18 protein-coding genes are annotated in these 15,296 nt (G+C 70.6%); 13 read left to right on the forward strand and 5 right to left on the reverse strand.

Going from position 1 to position 15,296, the window contains the following annotated elements; translation table 11 throughout:
* Nucleotides 1-15: 15 nt before the first annotated feature.
* Complete coding sequence (locus tag KSF81_RS25920; protein ID WP_217381421.1) at nucleotides 16-1,554, reverse strand: MmgE/PrpD family protein; 1,539 nt, start codon at nucleotides 1,552-1,554, stop codon at nucleotides 16-18.
* A 73-nt stretch (nucleotides 1,555-1,627) separates the two neighbouring features.
* Nucleotides 1,628-2,542: a LysR family transcriptional regulator gene (locus tag KSF81_RS25925; protein ID WP_217381422.1), complete on the reverse strand. Its 915-nt coding sequence runs from the start codon at nucleotides 2,540-2,542 to the stop codon at nucleotides 1,628-1,630.
* Nucleotides 2,543-2,647: 105 nt separating this feature from the next.
* On the opposite strand from KSF81_RS25925, the gene KSF81_RS25930 reads away from it, so the two are divergent.
* The 5 genes from KSF81_RS25930 to KSF81_RS25950 all read left to right on the forward strand — a co-directional run bounded on the left by KSF81_RS25930 (nucleotide 2,648) and on the right by KSF81_RS25950 (nucleotide 7,427).
* Nucleotides 2,648-3,673 (forward strand): YeiH family protein, encoded by a 1,026-nt coding sequence (locus KSF81_RS25930; RefSeq protein WP_217381423.1) that lies wholly within the window; start codon nucleotides 2,648-2,650, stop codon nucleotides 3,671-3,673.
* Nucleotides 3,674-3,754: 81 nt separating this feature from the next.
* Nucleotides 3,755-5,140 (forward strand): dihydroorotase family protein, encoded by a 1,386-nt coding sequence (locus KSF81_RS25935; RefSeq protein WP_217381424.1) that lies wholly within the window; start codon nucleotides 3,755-3,757, stop codon nucleotides 5,138-5,140.
* A gap of 3 nt (nucleotides 5,141-5,143) precedes the next feature.
* Nucleotides 5,144-6,091 carry an N-carbamoyl-D-amino-acid hydrolase gene (locus KSF81_RS25940; protein ID WP_217381425.1) on the forward strand — a complete coding sequence of 316 codons (948 nt, stop codon included), beginning with the start codon at nucleotides 5,144-5,146 and terminating at the stop codon, nucleotides 6,089-6,091.
* A 14-nt stretch (nucleotides 6,092-6,105) separates the two neighbouring features.
* Nucleotides 6,106-7,074 (forward strand): N-carbamoyl-D-amino-acid hydrolase, encoded by a 969-nt coding sequence (locus KSF81_RS25945; RefSeq protein ID WP_217381426.1) that lies wholly within the window; start codon nucleotides 6,106-6,108, stop codon nucleotides 7,072-7,074.
* Nucleotides 7,075-7,130: 56 nt separating this feature from the next.
* Complete coding sequence (locus KSF81_RS25950) at nucleotides 7,131-7,427, forward strand: hypothetical protein (protein ID WP_217381427.1); 297 nt, start codon at nucleotides 7,131-7,133, stop codon at nucleotides 7,425-7,427.
* Nucleotides 7,428-7,430: 3 nt separating this feature from the next.
* Here KSF81_RS25950 and KSF81_RS25955 read toward each other — a convergent pair whose 3' ends face one another.
* Together KSF81_RS25955 and KSF81_RS25960 are read right to left on the reverse strand one after the other, a co-directional pair.
* On the reverse strand, nucleotides 7,431-7,643 hold the full coding sequence (locus KSF81_RS25955; RefSeq protein WP_217381428.1) for a hypothetical protein: 213 nt from the start codon (nucleotides 7,641-7,643) through the stop codon (nucleotides 7,431-7,433).
* Complete coding sequence (locus tag KSF81_RS25960; protein WP_217381429.1) at nucleotides 7,643-8,317, reverse strand: aspartate/glutamate racemase family protein; 675 nt, start codon at nucleotides 8,315-8,317, stop codon at nucleotides 7,643-7,645. Before KSF81_RS25960 ends, KSF81_RS25955 begins: the two co-directional genes overlap by 1 nt.
* Before the next feature lie 186 nt (nucleotides 8,318-8,503).
* Between KSF81_RS25960 and KSF81_RS25965 the strand changes: the two genes are divergently transcribed.
* The 5 genes from KSF81_RS25965 to KSF81_RS25985 all read left to right on the forward strand — a co-directional run bounded on the left by KSF81_RS25965 (nucleotide 8,504) and on the right by KSF81_RS25985 (nucleotide 12,399).
* On the forward strand, nucleotides 8,504-8,956 hold the full coding sequence (locus tag KSF81_RS25965; protein WP_254453753.1) for a DUF983 domain-containing protein: 453 nt from the start codon (nucleotides 8,504-8,506) through the stop codon (nucleotides 8,954-8,956).
* A gap of 19 nt (nucleotides 8,957-8,975) precedes the next feature.
* Entirely contained in the window at nucleotides 8,976-9,497 is a 522-nt protein-coding gene (locus KSF81_RS25970) for a UPF0262 family protein (protein ID WP_217381857.1), read from the forward strand.
* 44 nt (nucleotides 9,498-9,541) lie between these two features.
* On the forward strand, nucleotides 9,542-10,006 hold the full coding sequence (locus tag KSF81_RS25975) for a hypothetical protein (RefSeq protein ID WP_217381431.1): 465 nt from the start codon (nucleotides 9,542-9,544) through the stop codon (nucleotides 10,004-10,006).
* Nucleotides 10,003-11,100: an S-methyl-5-thioribose-1-phosphate isomerase gene (gene mtnA / locus KSF81_RS25980; protein ID WP_217381432.1), complete on the forward strand. Its 1,098-nt coding sequence runs from the start codon at nucleotides 10,003-10,005 to the stop codon at nucleotides 11,098-11,100. The genes KSF81_RS25975 and mtnA overlap by 4 nt, the downstream gene beginning before the upstream one ends.
* Nucleotides 11,101-11,181: 81 nt before the next feature.
* Entirely contained in the window at nucleotides 11,182-12,399 is a 1,218-nt protein-coding gene (locus KSF81_RS25985) for an OprO/OprP family phosphate-selective porin (RefSeq protein WP_217381433.1), read from the forward strand.
* A gap of 42 nt (nucleotides 12,400-12,441) precedes the next feature.
* Here the strand turns inward: KSF81_RS25985 and KSF81_RS25990 are convergent, their stop codons facing one another.
* Nucleotides 12,442-12,669, reverse strand: a complete 228-nt coding sequence (locus KSF81_RS25990) for a hypothetical protein (RefSeq protein ID WP_217381434.1) — start codon at nucleotides 12,667-12,669, stop codon at nucleotides 12,442-12,444.
* Between the two features lie 302 nt (nucleotides 12,670-12,971).
* Here KSF81_RS25990 and KSF81_RS25995 point away from each other — a divergent pair, with 302 nt between their 5' ends.
* From KSF81_RS25995 to KSF81_RS26005, 3 genes are read left to right on the forward strand one after another with little or no spacing between them, the layout of a single operon-like run.
* Nucleotides 12,972-13,829: a transporter substrate-binding domain-containing protein gene (locus KSF81_RS25995; protein WP_217381435.1), complete on the forward strand. Its 858-nt coding sequence runs from the start codon at nucleotides 12,972-12,974 to the stop codon at nucleotides 13,827-13,829.
* A complete protein-coding gene (locus KSF81_RS26000; protein WP_217381436.1) occupies nucleotides 13,810-14,580 on the forward strand; it encodes an amino acid ABC transporter ATP-binding protein in 771 nt (256 codons plus the stop codon). Before KSF81_RS25995 ends, KSF81_RS26000 begins: the two co-directional genes overlap by 20 nt.
* A gap of 25 nt (nucleotides 14,581-14,605) precedes the next feature.
* Nucleotides 14,606-15,286: an amino acid ABC transporter permease gene (locus KSF81_RS26005; RefSeq protein ID WP_217381437.1), complete on the forward strand. Its 681-nt coding sequence runs from the start codon at nucleotides 14,606-14,608 to the stop codon at nucleotides 15,284-15,286.
* Nucleotides 15,287-15,296 lie beyond the last annotated feature (10 nt).

Below are 15,296 nucleotides of genomic sequence, written 5' to 3' on the forward strand. Positions count from 1 at the left end.
CCGCCACGACCCACGCTAGAAGATGCCGGGCTTGCCTTCCGCCAGCGCGCCCGCCGGCAGCGCGACGTTCAGCAGGCCGAGCTCCCCGGCGGTCAGCCGCGGCAGGTCCTGCACCACCTCCAGGAAGCGGTTCGCCTCGCGGGTCGAGAGGGTGCCCTCGGTCAGGATGCGGAACTTGTTGATGTAGTCCTCGCGACCGAAGGGCCTGGCGCCGTTCGGATGCGCATTGGCGACGCCGAGCTCATCCACCAGCCGGGTGCCGTCCTTCAGGACGATCTCGACCCTGCCGCCGAAGGCCAGCTCGTCCGGGTCCTTGGAATGGTAGCGCCGGGTCCATTCCGGGTCCTCGCGCGTCTCGATCCGGTGCCAGAGCCGCACCGTATCGGCCCGCCCGGCGCGGCGTGGCGCATAGCTGTCCACGTGGTGCCAGCGCCCGTCCTGCAGCGCGACGGCGAAGATGTACATGATGGAATGGTCGAGCGTCTCCCGGCTGGCCTTCGGATCCATCTTCTGCGGATCATTGGCGCCGGTGCCGATCACGTAATGCGTGTGATGGGAGGTGTGGATGGTGATCCGCTCGATCGCATCGGTGTCCGGCACCTGCTCCCGCATGCGGAAGGCGAGGTCGATCAGCGCCTGGCTCTGGTACTCGGCCGAGTGCTCCTTGGTGTAGCTATCCATGATGGCGCGCTTGGCCTCGCCGAGGCCGGGCAGCGGCACCTGGTAGTAGTCCGGGCCATAGACGGTTTCGCGGCCCTCCTTGTCGGCCTGCGTGCGGCCCGACAGCACCCAGGCGATGACGCTGTCCTCGCCCTCGTAGATCGGGCTCGGCGCACCCTCGCCCCGCATGGCGCGGTCCACCGCCTCCACCGCCAGCTTGCCGGCATGGGCGGGGGCGAAGGCCTTCCAGGAGCTGATCTCGCCCTTGCGGGACTGGCGGAAGGAGACGCTGACATGCAGCGCCTGCTGCACCGCCTGGAAGATCACCTCCTGCTTCAGCCCGAGCAGGGTGCCGATGCCGGCGGCGGCGGAGGGGCAGAGATGGGCGATATGGTCCACCTTGTGCTCATGCAGGCAGATGGCGCGGACCAGGTCGATCTGGATCTCGTAGCCGGTGGCGAGGCCGCGGATCAGGTCGCGGCCGGACTTCCCCATGGTCTGGGCCACCGCCAGGATCGGCGGGATATTGTCGCCGGGGTGCGAGTAGTCGGCGGCCAGGAAGGTGTCGTGCATGTCCAGCTCGCGCACCGCCGTGCCATTCGCCCAGGCCGCCCATTCCGGCGAGAAGCCCTTGGCGGTGGGAACGCCGAAGATGGTGGCGCCTCCCTTGCGCGGGTGCCCCAGCGCCATGGCGCGGGCGGAAACCACCGGCTTGCGGTTGATGGCGGCGATGGCGACCGAGGCGTTGTCGATGATCCGGTTGACGATCATCTCGGCCACGTCCTTCTGGACGGCCACCTTGTCGGCGGCGACGCCGGCGATCTTCCAGGCGAGCTGGTCCTCGCGCTTCAGCAGCGCCTTGGACGGGTGGACCTTCACGGCGTGCATCTGCATCGTCGGCGTTCTCCGTATGGTTCGGGCCGGCGGAGTTTTGCCCCCTCCCGCGCGCAGCGTCCATGCCGGGCGCTCAGCCGCGGGTTTCCGGCGGCAGGCCGAGCAGCGCCTCGAATGCCGCGGCCGCCACGCTCGGCCGGCGTCCCGGCAGGATCAGGCGGCTCAGCATCCGGCGCAGCGTGACCTGGCCCCCGGAGACGGAGCGGAGCCGCGGCACCCGCAGCCGGCCGAGCGCGATCTGGTCCGCCGCCGCCGCGGCGGAGACGATCGCCACCCCGACACCGGCGGCGACAAGCTGCTTGATCGCCTCGGTGCTGCCCACCTCCAGCGTGCGCCGCGGCCGCACACCCCAGGCGGCGAGGGCCTCGAAGCCGACATCGCGCGTGCCGGAGCCAGGCTCGCGCATGATGACGATCTGCCCGGCGAGGGCATCGGGCAGGACCGCCTCCGCGCCGAGCGGATGGGTCGCGCTGGCGACCAGCACCATCTCGTCCTCCCGCCAGGGCTCCACCACTAGGCCGGGCTCCTCCACCGGGCCTTCGACCAGGGCAATGTCCAGCTCCCGCGCCAGCAGCAGGTCCACGATCGCGCGGGTATTGGCGCTCGTCAGCCGCAATTCCACCTCGGGGTGCTGGCGGTGGAAGGCGCCGAGCGCGCGGGGCAGCAAATAGGTCGCGATGGTGGTGCTGGCGCCGATCGCCAGCGTACCGCGGCGCAGGCCCCGGAAGGCGGCGAGATCCTCCTCGGCCGCGCGTTCCGCGCCAAACAGCGTGGCGGCATGGCCGGCCAGGATGCGGCCCGGCTCGGTCAGGGTCACGCCGCCCGGCCCGCCGCGTTCCAGCAGGCGGCTGCCGAGCTGCGCCTCCAGCTCCCGCACCCCCTTGGAGACGGAGGGCTGGCTGACATGCAGCGCCTCGGCAGCACGGGAGAAGCTGCGGTGCCGCGCGACCATGGCGAAGAGGCGGAGCAGATGCAGGTTGATGGCCATAACCACAGCCTATGCCTGCATGGGATAAATGTATTCGAGTTATGCAGGCCGCGGGTGTAGCGCCTGCCGGGACGGGCGGTAGGCCCCTTCCCATCCGAGGACATCATGTTCCCGCTTCGCACGGTCCGGCGGCTGCTGCCGGGCCTTCTTCTCTGTCTCGCGATCACCCTGGCCGCGCTCGCCCTGGAACATGTCGAGGAAGCGGTGTTCGGCCGCGCCTGGCTGGAGGCGCTGGTGCTGGCCATCCTGCTCGGCACGGCGGTCCGCTCGCTCTGGCGGCCCGGCGACCAGTACGGTCCTGGCATCGGCTTCGGCGCGAAGACCCTGCTGGAGGTGGCGGTGCTGCTGCTCGGGCTGTCGGTCAGCTTCGCCGCCCTGCTCGCCGTGGGGCCCGGCCTGCTGCTCGGCATCGCCGCGCTGGTGGTGGTGGCGATCGGCGCCAGCTACCTGATCGGCCGGGGGCTCGGCCTGCCGCGGCGGATGGCGATCCTGGTCGGTTGCGGCAATTCCATTTGCGGCAATTCCGCGATCGCCGCCGTGGCGCCGGTGATCGGCGCCACGGGCAAGGATGTGGCGGCCTCCATCGCCTTCACCGCCGTGCTCGGCGTGGTGGTGGTGCTGACCCTGCCGCTGCTGGTGACGCTCTGGGGGCTGACCGAGACGCAATACGGGGTGGTGGCGGGCCTCACCGTCTATGCGGTGCCGCAGGTGCTGGCGGCGACGGTGCCGGTCGGCATGCTCAGCGCCCAGGTCGGCACGCTGGTCAAGCTGGTGCGGGTGCTGATGCTGGGCCCCGCCGTGCTGCTGCTCTCGCTGATCGCGGCGCGTGAGGGCGACGCGGCGGCGCAGCGGAAACGGCCGCCGCTGCACCGGATGGTGCCCTGGTTCATCATCGGCTTCCTCCTCCTCGCCGGCCTCCGCTCGGCCGGGCTGGTGCCGCAGGCGGTGCTGGCGCCGGCGGCGGCGGTGGCCGATCTCCTCACCGTGCTCGCCATGGCGGCGCTCGGGCTCGGCGTGGATGTGCGGAGCGTGGCGCGGGCCGGCGCCCGGGTCACCGCCGCGGCGGTGCTGTCGCTGCTGCTCCTGCTGGGGATGAGCCTGGTGCTGATCCGGGTGCTGCATATCGCCTGAACCCCAGAACCGGCACTGGTTGGCGCGGCGGGCGCGGCGGCATAGGCTGCCGCATCCTGAAACCCGTGCTGGATGCCGACCATGCAGACACCCTATGACCGGATCATCCTTGGCGAGCTGGTGCTGCCCGACGGCATCCTCCGTGACGGCTGGGTCGCGGTGCGGGGCGAGACCATCGCCGCCATCGGCCAGGGCGCGCCGCCGCCGGCGGCGGAGGTGGCGGACCATGCGGGGAAGCTGGTGCTGCCCGGGCTGGTGGACGGCCATATGCATACCAGCAGCAGCGCCGGCTGGCCGGGGATCGAGGGTGCCTCCATGTCCGCGGCGGCGGGCGGCGTCACCACTTGCGTCGACATGCCCTATGACGTGCCGCGGCCGGTGACGGATGCCGCCATCTTCCGCGAGAAGGTGGAATGGGTGAACCGGACCTCGCATGTGGACATGGCGCTCTATGGCACCATCCTGAAGACCGGCGGGCTGGAGGCGATTCCGGGCTTGGCCGAGGCCGGGGCCTGTTCCTTCAAGCTCTCCACCTATGAATACGACCCGGTGCGCTTCCCCCGCATCGACCACCCCACCATGGTCGCCGCCTTCCGGGAGATCGCGAAAACCGGCCTGATGGTGGCGATCCACAACGAGGACCAGGAGCTGGTGCAGCGCCTGACCGAGGAGGCGAAGGCGGCCGGCCGCACCGACCCCATCATGCATTGCCGCACCCGCCCGCCGCTGGCCGAGAGCATGGCGGATCTGGAGATTTTCGAGATCGCGCTGGAAACCGGGGCGCATGTGCATATCGCCCATTCCTCCCTGGCGCGGGGCTTCGAGTTGGCCGAGCTGTTCCGCCGCCAGGGCGCCCGCAGCAGCGGCGAGGCCTGCATCCAGTATCTCTGCATGACCGAGGAGGACCTGCCCCGGCTGCAGGGCTTCGGCAAATGCAACCCGCCCTTCCGCTCGGCCGCGGAGGTGGAGCGGATGTGGGGCGCCTTCCAGGCCGGGAAGGTCGCCTATGTCTCCACCGACCACGCCCCCTGGCCGCGCGAGCGCAAGCGCTATGACGGCGACATCTTCGCCCCCGGCGCCGGGCTGACGGGCTTGCAGAGCTTCGCGCCGCTGATGTTCTCCCTGCTGGCGGAGCGCGGGCTGCCGGTGACACTGATGGCGCGCTACTGCGCGGAACGCCCGGCGCGCTTCCATGGCCTCTTCCCGAAGAAGGGCGCCATCCGGGTGGGGAGCGACGCCGACCTGCTGGTGCTGGAGGAGGGGCGCTTCACCTTCGACGAGCGCGAGATCCGCGACCGCGAGGATGCCCGCTGGTCGCCCTATAACGGGCGGGCGATGCAGGCGCGGGTCGCCGCCACCTATCTCCGCGGCGCCTGCATCTGGAACGGGGCGGAGGTGCTGGCCAGGCCCGGCACCGGCCGCTTCGTCCCGCGCCAGCACCGCGACACCTATCTCGGAGAGGACTAGACCATGCCGCGCCGCCTGCGCGTCGCCGGGGCCCAGATGGGGCCGACCCAGCGCGCCGATACCCGCACCCATACCCTCAACCGGATGATCGCCCTGCTGGAGCACTCCGCGGCGCAGGGGGCGGAGCTGGTGGTCTTCCCCGAATTGGCGCTGACCACCTTCTTCCCGCGCTGGTGGATCGCCGAGGACGACACGGAATTCCTGGGGAATTTCGAGCGCGCGATGCCGAATCCGGCGGTGCAGCCGCTGTTCGACCGGGCGCGTGCGCTCGGGGTCGGCTTCTATCTCGGCTATGCCGAGCTGACGCCGGCGGGGAAGCGCTACAACACCGCCGTCACGGTGGGGCCTGACGGCGCGATCCTCGGCAAGTACCGCAAGGTGCACCTGCCGGGCTCGACCGACTTCCGGCCGGGGCAGCAATACCAGCAGTTGGAGAAGCGGTACTTCGAATACGGCGACCTCGGCTTCCCGGCCTTCCGCGGCCCGGCAAGCTGGAACGCGCCGGTGCTCGGCATGCTGATCTGCAACGACCGCCGCTGGCCGGAGGGCTGGCGCGTGCTCGGGCTGCAAGGCGTGGAGCTGATGCTGATCGGCTACAATTCCGCGGCCTACGACCCCAATGGCGGCACCGCCGAGGATGCGGCGCTGCGCACCTTCCACTCGACGCTGGTGGCCCAGGCCAATGCCTATATGAACGCCACCTGGGCGGTGACGGTGGCCAAGGCGGGGGTGGAGGACGGCTCCGGCCTGATCGGCGGCTCCTGCATCGTCGATCCGAACGGGATCGTGGTGGCGCAGGCGAAGACGCTGGCGGATGAGGTGATCCTGGCGGATGTGGATTTCGACGCCTGCCGTCAGGGCAAGGAGAAGATGTTCAATTTCGCCGCGCACCGCCGGCCGCGATGGTATGGGCCGATCGTGGAGCAGACCGGCGCCGTGGCCCCGGACTGAGACGGGAGATCGCCATGCCCCGCACCCTGACCCTCGCCGCCGCCCAGCTCGGCCCCATCCAGCGTGCCGAGGGCCGCGAGGTCGCCGTCGGCCGCATGGTCCGGCTGATGGAGACCGCCTATCGCCGCGGCGCCGAGGTGGTGGTCTTCCCCAGATTGGCGCTGACCACCTTCTTCCCGCGCTGGTACGAGGAGGACCTGGCCGCCGCCGACCATTGGTACGAGCAGAGCCTCCCCTCCCCCGCCACGGCGCCGCTGTTCCAGGCGGCGCGGCGCTACGGCATCGGCTTCCATCTCGGCTATGCCGAGAAGACCCCGGAGGGCCGCCGCTTCAACACCGCGGTCTATGTGCATCCCAGCGGCGAGGTGGTACTGAAATACCGCAAGGTGCATCTGCCCGGCCATGCGGAATACGACCCGCAGCGGAAGGTGCAGCACCTGGAGAAGCGGTATTTCGAGGTGGGCGACCTCGGCTTCCCGGTGGTCCGCGCGCCGCTCGGCGAGAACCAGGTGAATATCGGCATGCTGATCTGCAACGACCGGCGCTGGCCCGAGGCCTGGCGGGTGCTGGGCTTGCAGCAGGCGGAGCTGGTCATGCTCGGCTACAACACGCCCAGCCTCAACATGGAGAATCGCGGCTTCGAGGCGCATCACCTCCGCGTCTTCCACTCGCATCTCAGCATCCAGGCCGGCTGCTACCAGAATGCCTGCTTCGCCGCCGGCGTCGCCAAGGCGGGCACCGAGGATGGGCATGAGCTGTTCGGCCATTCCATCATCGTCAACCCGCAGGGCGAGATCATGGCCCAGGCGACCTCCTGGGGGGATGAGCTGATCGTCGCGGATTGCGACCTCGAGATGTGCCGGCTCGGCCGCAGCACCATCTTCGACTTCGCCCGGCACCGGCGGCCGGAAGCCTATGGCCGCATCACCGCGCAGGTGGGCAGCGAGCCGCCGCCGGCCTGGGTGCCGGGCCAGGGGAAGTAGCCGCGCGGCGGAACCGGCAACCCGCCTCGGGCGCTCCGGTTCCGGAGGGCCCGATCTTGCAAGCGATAGTGGGAGCGACACTGGCAATGGCGCTGCTGGCCGGCACGGCCGCGGCACAAACCCCGGCCGCGGAGGCTTCCCGCCGGCTCGAACAGGGGGTGGACGCCGACCGGCTGCGCGACGCGGCGCGGGATGCGCGCGGCGATCCCCGCCCGGCTCCGCCCGAGGTGCGGCAATTCGAGCCGCAGCGCCGCACGCTGCAACCGGATGTGGGCCGGCCGGAGGAAGGGGCCGGCTCCGCCGCCGATGGGACGCGCGGCGCCACCGGCATGGGCCAGAACCCGCAACGCTGACTGCTACCGCCCCGCGGCGGGCACCTGGCCCAGTCGCCCGAGCGCCGCCGCAAGCTGCGGCAGCAGGGCCGGCTCCCGCGGGGCACGCAGCAGCGCCGCCTCCAGCATCCGGGCCGCGCCTTCATAGCCGGCGGCGCCGCCCGCGCCCTCGCCCGGCCGCATCTCCGCCATCAGGCCGAGCGTGGTGCCGAGCAGCCCGGTCCCGCGCTGCGGCATCAGGCGGCCACCTGCCGCGGCAGGGCTTGGCCGCCCTGCACCGCCAGCAGCGCCATCACGCCGGCTGCCTGGCAGGGCTCGACCACCGGCACCCCCGCCGCATCCTCGGCGGCGCGGACATGGCCGGCGAGGCCGGCGCAGCCCAGCACGATCACCTGCGCACCCCCTGCCGCCAGCGCCTTGGCCGCCGCCTGGATGCGGGCACGGGGGGCGATGGGGTCGGTCAGCGTCTCCATCGGCAGGTTCAGCGGTTCATAGCCGGCGAGCCGCGCCTCCACCCCCATGGCCTGCAAGGCACGCAACTGGCGGGGCCGGCTGGTTTCCATGAAGGCGAGGATGCCGAAGCGCTCCGCCCGGGTCAGCGCGGCGGCGACGGCACAACGCAGCATCCCGAGCACCGGCCTGTCGGTCGCCATCCGCACCGCTTCCAGCCCGGGATCGGAGACGCAGGCGATGACATAGGCCGCCGCCTTCTCCTGCTCCACCAGGCGGCAGAGCGGCTCCGCCACCCCGTACCAGTCGCGCCAGGTGACGATAGCGGGCGGCCCCTCGGCCAGCCGCGTCACCTCGAAGCGGGGCAGGCCGGGCGCGGCGAAGGGGGCCAGGGCAGTGGCGATCCCCTGGGTGCAGGAGAGCGAGGCGTTCGGGTTGATGACCAGGATGCGCTCTGACATGGGAAAAGCCTCACCCGCCGGGACGCGCCATGCAAGTCCCGTGCGGAACGCGGGGCTGTGATGCGGCGCTTGATCCGGGTGCCTGGAAGGGTGATATTGCACCGCACAATACGGCAATGCGTCCCGCCCGGCAGGATGACCGGCGGCCCGCGGCGCGGCCGCCCCATGAAACAAGAGGATCGCCGGATGAAATGGGAGCCCGACAGCTTCGCCGCATCGATGCAGGGACGGGCCTCGCAGGGCCTGCCCTCCTTCCTCACCGCCGTGGGGCGTGGGCTGCGGAACCGCTGCCCGGTCTGCGGCGAGGCGCCTGTCTTCCAGGGGTTTCTGCGGGTGGTGCCGGAATGCGGCCATTGCGGCACGCCGCTCGGCCGGCTGCGGGCGGATGACGCGCCGCCCTATTTCACCATCCTGCTGGTCGGCCACCTGCTGGTGCCCGGCGTGCTCTGGGTGGAGAAGGTCTGGGAGCCGGCCATGTGGCTGCACATGGCGGTATGGCTGCCGTTGTTCACCATCTTGTGTACGCTGGTGCTGCGGCCGGTGAAGGGTGCGGTGGTCGGCTGGATGGTCACGCTCGGCTTCACCGGCGAGGAGCATGGCCCGATCCCCATGCCGGCGCCGGGCCGCATGGATGGTTGAGTTGGCCACGCCGCCGGCCATGGACCCCGCCCCGGCCAATGGGTCGGCCCATGGATCGCCCCCTGGGCCGGATGCCGCGCGCCGGCTGACACGGATCGAACTGCCGGACGCGACCCCCCTGCCCTCCGCCTATGCCGAGGCGGATCGCAGCCAGGCGGTCGCCGACCTGCTGGCGGGCAACCACTTCGACCCGCAGGGCGTGCCCGGCGGCCCCTTCACCCTGCATCTCTGCGTCCGGGACGGGCGGCTGGCCTTCGATATCCGCGATGCGGCGGATGCGCCGCTGCGCGCCATCCTGCTGGCGCTCGGCCCCTTCCGCCGGCTCATCAAGGACTACCACATGATCGTGGAGAGCCATGAGCGGGCGGTGCTGGAAGGCGGCATGGAAGCCCGCATCCAGGCGATCGACATGGGCCGGCGCGGGCTGCACAACGAAGGCGCGGAACTGCTGGCCAAGCGGCTGGAAGGCCGCATCGCGCTGGATTTCGAGACGGCGCGACGGCTCTTCACCCTGGTCTGCGCGCTGCACCAGCGGATGTAGGCCGAGGGCGGCAACCAGCCGGGGGCGGCGCCGTTCCGGCCGCCATGCTGACCCTCCTGCGCTTCGCCGCCGTGCTGCTGACGGCGCTTTCCCTGGTGCCGGCCGGGGCGCATCTGTTCGAATTGCCGAACAAGATCGGGCTGCCGCGGGAGGCCTATTTCATCGCCCAGGGCCTCTATCGCGGCTGGGCGCTGTTCGGCTTCGCCCTCTTCGGTGCCCTGGCCGCGAACCTGGCGCTGGCGGTGACGCTCCGGCGGCAGCGGGGGGCGGCCGGGCTGGCGCTCGGGGCCGGGCTGCTGATCGGCCTGACCCTGGCGATCTTCTTCACCTGGGTCTATCCGGCCAATGTCGCGACGGCGAATTGGACCCAGGCGCCGCCGGGCTGGGAGGCGTTGCGGCGGCACTGGGAATACGGCCATGCCGTGAACGCCCTTCTCACCTTCCTTGCCTTCAGCCTCTCCGTGCTATCCGTCCTCGGCACGGAGCGGCACGGGACCGACAGGCCATGAAGATCGACGGCAAGCCCTATCGCAGCGTCTGGCTGGACGAGGATGGCTGGTCGCTGCGCATCATCGACCAGACGAAATTGCCCTGGGCGCTGGAAGTGCCGCGCCTGACCGACGAGGACCAGGTGGCCGAGGCCATCCGCACCATGCAGGTGCGCGGCGCGCCGCTGATCGGCGCCGTCGCCGCCTATGGGGTGGCGCTGGCGCTGCGTCGCGACGCCTCCACCGCCAGTCTGGACCGCGCGGTGGCGATGCTGGGGGAGACGCGGCCGACCGCCATCAATCTCCGCTGGGCGCTGGAGCGGATGCGCGCCGCGCTCCACAACCAGCCGCCCGAGGCGCGCGTCGCCGCCGCCTATGCCGAGGCGGCGGCGATCGCCGAGGATGATGTCGAGACCTGCCGCCGCATCGGCGAGCACGGGCTGCCGCTGCTGCAGGAGATCGCCGCCCGGAAGGCGCCGGGCGAGCCGGTGAACGTGCTGACCCATTGCAATGCCGGCTGGATCGCCACGGTGGATTACGGCACCGCGCTCTCGCCGATCTACCAGGCGCATGACCTGGGCATTCCCGTGCATGTCTGGGTGGACGAGACCCGGCCGCGCAACCAGGGCGCGGCGCTCACCGCCTGGGAACTGGGCAGCCATGGCGTGCCGCATACGGTGGTGGCGGACAATGCCGGCGGCCACCTGATGCAGCATGCAGAGGTGGATATCTGCATCGTGGGCACCGACCGGGTGACCCGCCAGGGCGATGTCGCCAACAAGATCGGCACCTACCTGAAGGCGCTGGCGGCGCGGGACAACAACATCCCCTTCTGGGTGGCGCTGCCGCATTCGACGCTCGACATGCGGGTGCGGGACGGGGTGGCGGAGATCCCGATCGAGGAGCGCGCGGGGTCGGAGGTGGCGGAACTCACCGGCCGCACCCGGGATGGCCGGCTGGAGACGGTGCGCGTGGTGGCCGAGGGCAGCCCCACCGCCAACCCGGCCTTCGACGTGACGCCCGCCCGGCTGGTGACGGGCCTCATCACCGAGCGCGGCCGCTGCGATGCCTCCGAGGCCGGGCTGCGCGCGCTCTATCCGGAGAAGGACGGCTAGATAACGCCCCCGACCCGCAACAACGACCCTGCTCAGAATCCGCACAGAACCCTGTCGAACCCGGGGATGGAGTTCCTGCCCATGCGCATGGCCATCATCACCGCCGCCCTGCTGATTGCCGGACAGGCAAACGCCCAGCCCGCCGAGCAGCCGGTCTTTTCCTTCCAGAGCGGGCGCCCGACGCTGAACCTCGCGGATGGCAATCTGACGGTCCGGCCGGTCCTTCGCCTCGATCTCGACGGTGGCTCCTTCTGGGGCCAGGCAGAGCCGGGCGGGTTCGGGAGCGGGGTCAATGTCCGGCGGGGCCGGCTCGGCCTGCAGGGAACCTTCCTGCGCGACTTCAGCTACAATTTCACCTGGGATTTCGCCCCTTCCAGCCCGCAGGGCCAATCCAATGGCGGCAGCATCTTCGAGTTGCAGGCGGCCTATGAGGGCCTGAAATGGGCGACCTTCCGGGTCGGTGCCTTCACCCTTCTGCATACCCTGGAATTCTCGGGCAGTTCCTTCGAGACGCTGTTCATGGAGCGGGCCTCCATCGTGACCCTCGCCACCAGCATGGCGTCCGGCACTACCCGGCTTGCGGCGGGCGTGGAGGCGCGCGGGGAGAGGTGGTTCGCCAGCTTCTATCTCAGCGATGGCGTGCTTTCCACGCTCCATGACGACCGCCAGGGCGGGGTGGTCGGCCGTGCGGCATGGCTGGCGCTGGATGACACCGTGAAGCTGCAGGTCGGCCTGAGCGGCGTGTACCAGTTCCGTCCCGGCCCCAATTCCTTGGAAAGCGTCCGGCTGCGCGACTACCCCGAATTGCGCCTCGATCCGCAGCGCTTCGTGGACACCGGCTCCATTCCTGCCAGTGCCGGATGGAGCATTGGCCCCGAAGTCTCCGGCATGGTCGGGCCGCTGCACTTCGCCGCCGAATACTACCATGTCGGCGTGGATGCCCGCAGCGGCGGAGACCGCGGCTTCGATGGCTGGTACGCCGCGCTGGCCTATCCCCTGCTCGGCGAGCCACGACGGCGCGATGCGAAACGGGGTGCCTGGGCCAAGGGCCGCGCCGAGGATCTCAATCCGGCGGCAGGGACCTGGGGCGCCCTTGAACTCGCCGGCCGCTACAGCGCGATCGACCTCAATGACGGCCTGACCCGCGGCGGGCGCCAGGGGATCTGGACCGCGGCGCTGAACTGGTACCCGACATCCAGGCTGCGCCTCACGGCCCAGTACATGAACGGCAGGATCGCCCTCGACGGACCCGATCGCGACTTCCAGGCCGTCGGCATGCGACTGGCCTTCAATCTCTGACGAGCCGGAGGATCAGGGCGCCGGAAGCCCTTCGCGTCCCGCCTACCCCGAGAAGGGCTGACGCGCCTCCAGCGTCATCCCATGCGGAGCGCCGCGGCGCTCCAGCAGGGCCAGGCCCAGGATCAGCAGCACCCCGGCCAGGCAGGCGGCGTAGAAGGCGAGCATCGGCGAGATCCGGCCGGGCGCCAGGGCGTCGCTCAGCAGCAGGGCGACCAGGCCGCAGATCACGGCGAGGGCGCCGCCGATGAGGGTGCAGGCGATGCGTTGCATAGGGCGAGGCTCCCCGACCCGTTTTGCCACTCGACAGGGTCAGCGACCCGCCGCATTGCATTCAACACCGGACACGCGGCGGCTTCGGGCCGAGCTTGCGGCGATATTGTGGCAAAACTGTCCGGCATCACAACCATTGCGTGTATTGCGCCTGCCTGCCGCCCGCGCAGCCAGGCCGCTGCCGCTCGTGGAAGAGGCAGGTCACGGTCCGCCCTGGCCGGAGACCGGATGGGCGACGGTTGCGCACCCGCCGCGAATGCAGGATCGTCGCCGCGTTTCATGTGACCGGGAGAGACGCCACGATGCGCCCCTTGCTTGCCGCCCTGCTGCTTTCAGCCGGAATGGCCGGTGCCGCCACGGCCCAGACCGCCCCCGCAGCGGATGCGCAGCCGCCGCTGCGCTGCGCCGCGGACGGCACCTTCGCCCCGCATGCCTTCCCGCGACTCGATGGCGGCATCCAGGGCTTCCAGGTGGATCTGTTCCAGGAAGTGGCGAAGCGCATGGGGCGCAGCATCACCATCGATTCCGCCAGCTTCTCCGGCCTGATCCCGGCGCTGAACGCGGGCCGCTACGACTTCCTCTGCGCCCCCACCACGGTGACGCCGGAACGCGCGGCCAACCTGCTCTTCACCGAGGGCTATCTCTGGACCGAGCTGCAATTCGGCATCCGCCGCGGCACCCCGCCGATTCGCTCGGAGGAGGACCTGCGCGGCAAGGCCATAAGCGTGAACAAGGGCACCCCCTATGAGCAATGGGTGACCCGCAACGCCGAGCGGCTGAACCTGACGCTGCTCGCCTTCGACACCCAGCCGGATGCGGTGCAGGCGGTGCTGCAGGGCCGCGCCTATGCCAACCTCTCGGGCAATACGGTCATCAAGTATTCGGCCTCCCGCGCGCCGCAATACGTCGCCGATTTCGTGCTGCCCGGCACGCGCTTCCACTGGGCCACGCCCTTCCGCAAGGACAGCGGCGCCCTGCGGAACCAGGTGGAGGAGGTGATCGAGTGCATGAAGCGGGATGGCACCATCGCCCGGCTCTCCGAGCGCTGGTTCGGCGCCGCGCCGAAGGAGGACGATGCCGAGCGGGTGGTCTTCCCCGGCTATGGCCCGCCCGGCCTGCCCGGCTACGACCCGACCCCGCATGAGCCGCACTGCGGCTAGGGCCGGGCAGGTGGCGGAAGCGATCGTCCAGGCGCGCGGCATCCACAAGCATTTCGGCCACCTGCACGTGCTGCGGGGCGTCGATCTGGTGGTGGCGGAGCGGGAGCTGGTCTTCGTGATCGGCCCCTCGGGCTCCGGCAAGTCCACCCTGCTGCGCTGCCTGAACCGGCTGGAGGAACCCTCCGGCGGCACCATCCTGGTGGATGGGATCGACATGCTGGACCGCCGGACCGACATCAACCGGGCGCGGCAGCGGATCGGCATGGTCTTCCAGTCCTTCAACCTCTATCCGCACATGACCGCGCTCGGGAACGTGTCGCTGGCGCTGCGCAAGGTGCAGGGGCTGGATCGCGCGGCCGCCGAGGCGCGGGCGCGGGCGGCGCTTGGCCGGGTGCATCTGGATGACCGCGCCGGCCACTATCCCGGCCAGCTCTCCGGCGGCCAGCAGCAGCGCGTGGCGATCGCGCGCGCCATCGCGCTGGAACCGCGGGTGATGCTGTTCGACGAACCCACCAGCGCGCTCGACCCGGAATTGGTGGGCGGCGTGCTGGCGGCGATGCGGGAATTGCGGGAGGACGGCATGACCATGGTGGTGGTCAGCCATGAGATGGGCTTCGCCAAGGCCGCCGCCGACCGGGTGGTCTTCATGGCGGATGGGCTGATCGTCGAGGAAGGCCCGCCTGAGGCGCTGTTCGGCAACCCGCGGCAGGAGCGGACGCGCGCCTTCATCCGCCAGATCGACCGCCACTGATGGCCCGGATGGCGGTGCGCGGCACATGACCAATTGGGAAAGATTCCTCGACAGCTTCTTCAACCTGCGGGTCGCGGCGGACTACCTGCCGAAGATCATCGACGGGTTCTGGGTGACCATCCAACTGGCGCTCTGCATCATCCTGACCGGCATCGCCGCCGGGCTGCTGCTGGCGGTGGTCCGCAGCCTCGGCCTCCGGCCGCTGAACTGGCTCATCATCTTCACGGTGGACCTGTTCCGCGCGCTGCCGCCGCTGGTGGTGATCGTGCTGTTCTATTTCGGCCTGCCGGCGGCGGGGCTCTCGCTGGGCGGCTTCGCCTCCACCTGGCTGGCGCTGTCGCTGGTGCTGATGGCCTTCACCGAGGAGATCTTCTGGGCCGGCATCACCGCGGTGCCGAAGGGCCAATGGGAGGCGGCGCGCAGCACCGGCCTTTCCTTCGCCCAGACCCTCGGCCAGGTGGTGCTGCCGCAGGCGCTGCGGATGACCATCCCGCCCCTCACCAACCGCACCATCGCCATCACCAAGGGCACCGCGCTCGGCTCGGTGGTGGCGGTGCCGGAGATCCTGGGGGCGGCGCAGGCCGGCGTCTCCTTCAGCTTCAACCCGACGCCGCTGACCATGGGCGCGCTGGCCTATCTGGTGCTGTTCATCCCGGTGGTGATCCTCGGCCGCTGGATCGAGACCCGCTTCGCGTGGAAGCGCTAGCCATGCGATC

The organism is Siccirubricoccus sp. G192 (assembly GCF_019084075.1).
Taxonomy (GTDB): domain Bacteria; phylum Pseudomonadota; class Alphaproteobacteria; order Acetobacterales; family Acetobacteraceae; genus G192.

Bases quoted from the DNA above. Each gene is read 5' to 3' on its own strand.
- KSF81_RS25920 (WP_217381421.1), bottom strand. From the start codon at position 1,554: ATGCAGATGCACGCCGTGAAGGTCCACCCGTCCAAGGCGCTGCTGAAG.
- KSF81_RS25930 (WP_217381423.1), top strand. From the start codon at position 2,648: ATGTTCCCGCTTCGCACGGTCCGGCGGCTGCTGCCGGGCCTTCTTCTC.
- KSF81_RS25990 (WP_217381434.1), bottom strand. From the start codon at position 12,669: ATGCAACGCATCGCCTGCACCCTCATCGGCGGCGCCCTCGCCGTGATC.
- KSF81_RS25945 (WP_217381426.1), top strand. From the start codon at position 6,106: ATGCCCCGCACCCTGACCCTCGCCGCCGCCCAGCTCGGCCCCATCCAG.
- KSF81_RS25970 (WP_217381857.1), top strand. From the start codon at position 8,976: ATGGACCCCGCCCCGGCCAATGGGTCGGCCCATGGATCGCCCCCTGGG.
- KSF81_RS25975 (WP_217381431.1), top strand. From the start codon at position 9,542: ATGCTGACCCTCCTGCGCTTCGCCGCCGTGCTGCTGACGGCGCTTTCC.
- KSF81_RS25985 (WP_217381433.1), top strand. From the start codon at position 11,182: ATGCGCATGGCCATCATCACCGCCGCCCTGCTGATTGCCGGACAGGCA.
- KSF81_RS25960 (WP_217381429.1), bottom strand. From the start codon at position 8,317: ATGTCAGAGCGCATCCTGGTCATCAACCCGAACGCCTCGCTCTCCTGC.
- KSF81_RS25940 (WP_217381425.1), top strand. From the start codon at position 5,144: ATGCCGCGCCGCCTGCGCGTCGCCGGGGCCCAGATGGGGCCGACCCAG.
- KSF81_RS25955 (WP_217381428.1), bottom strand. From the start codon at position 7,643: ATGCCGCAGCGCGGGACCGGGCTGCTCGGCACCACGCTCGGCCTGATG.
- KSF81_RS25935 (WP_217381424.1), top strand. From the start codon at position 3,755: ATGCAGACACCCTATGACCGGATCATCCTTGGCGAGCTGGTGCTGCCC.
- KSF81_RS26005 (WP_217381437.1), top strand. From the start codon at position 14,606: ATGACCAATTGGGAAAGATTCCTCGACAGCTTCTTCAACCTGCGGGTC.
- KSF81_RS25965 (WP_254453753.1), top strand. From the start codon at position 8,504: ATGAAATGGGAGCCCGACAGCTTCGCCGCATCGATGCAGGGACGGGCC.
- KSF81_RS26000 (WP_217381436.1), top strand. From the start codon at position 13,810: ATGAGCCGCACTGCGGCTAGGGCCGGGCAGGTGGCGGAAGCGATCGTC.
- KSF81_RS25995 (WP_217381435.1), top strand. From the start codon at position 12,972: ATGCGCCCCTTGCTTGCCGCCCTGCTGCTTTCAGCCGGAATGGCCGGT.
- KSF81_RS25925 (WP_217381422.1), bottom strand. From the start codon at position 2,542: ATGGCCATCAACCTGCATCTGCTCCGCCTCTTCGCCATGGTCGCGCGG.
- mtnA (WP_217381432.1), top strand. From the start codon at position 10,003: ATGAAGATCGACGGCAAGCCCTATCGCAGCGTCTGGCTGGACGAGGAT.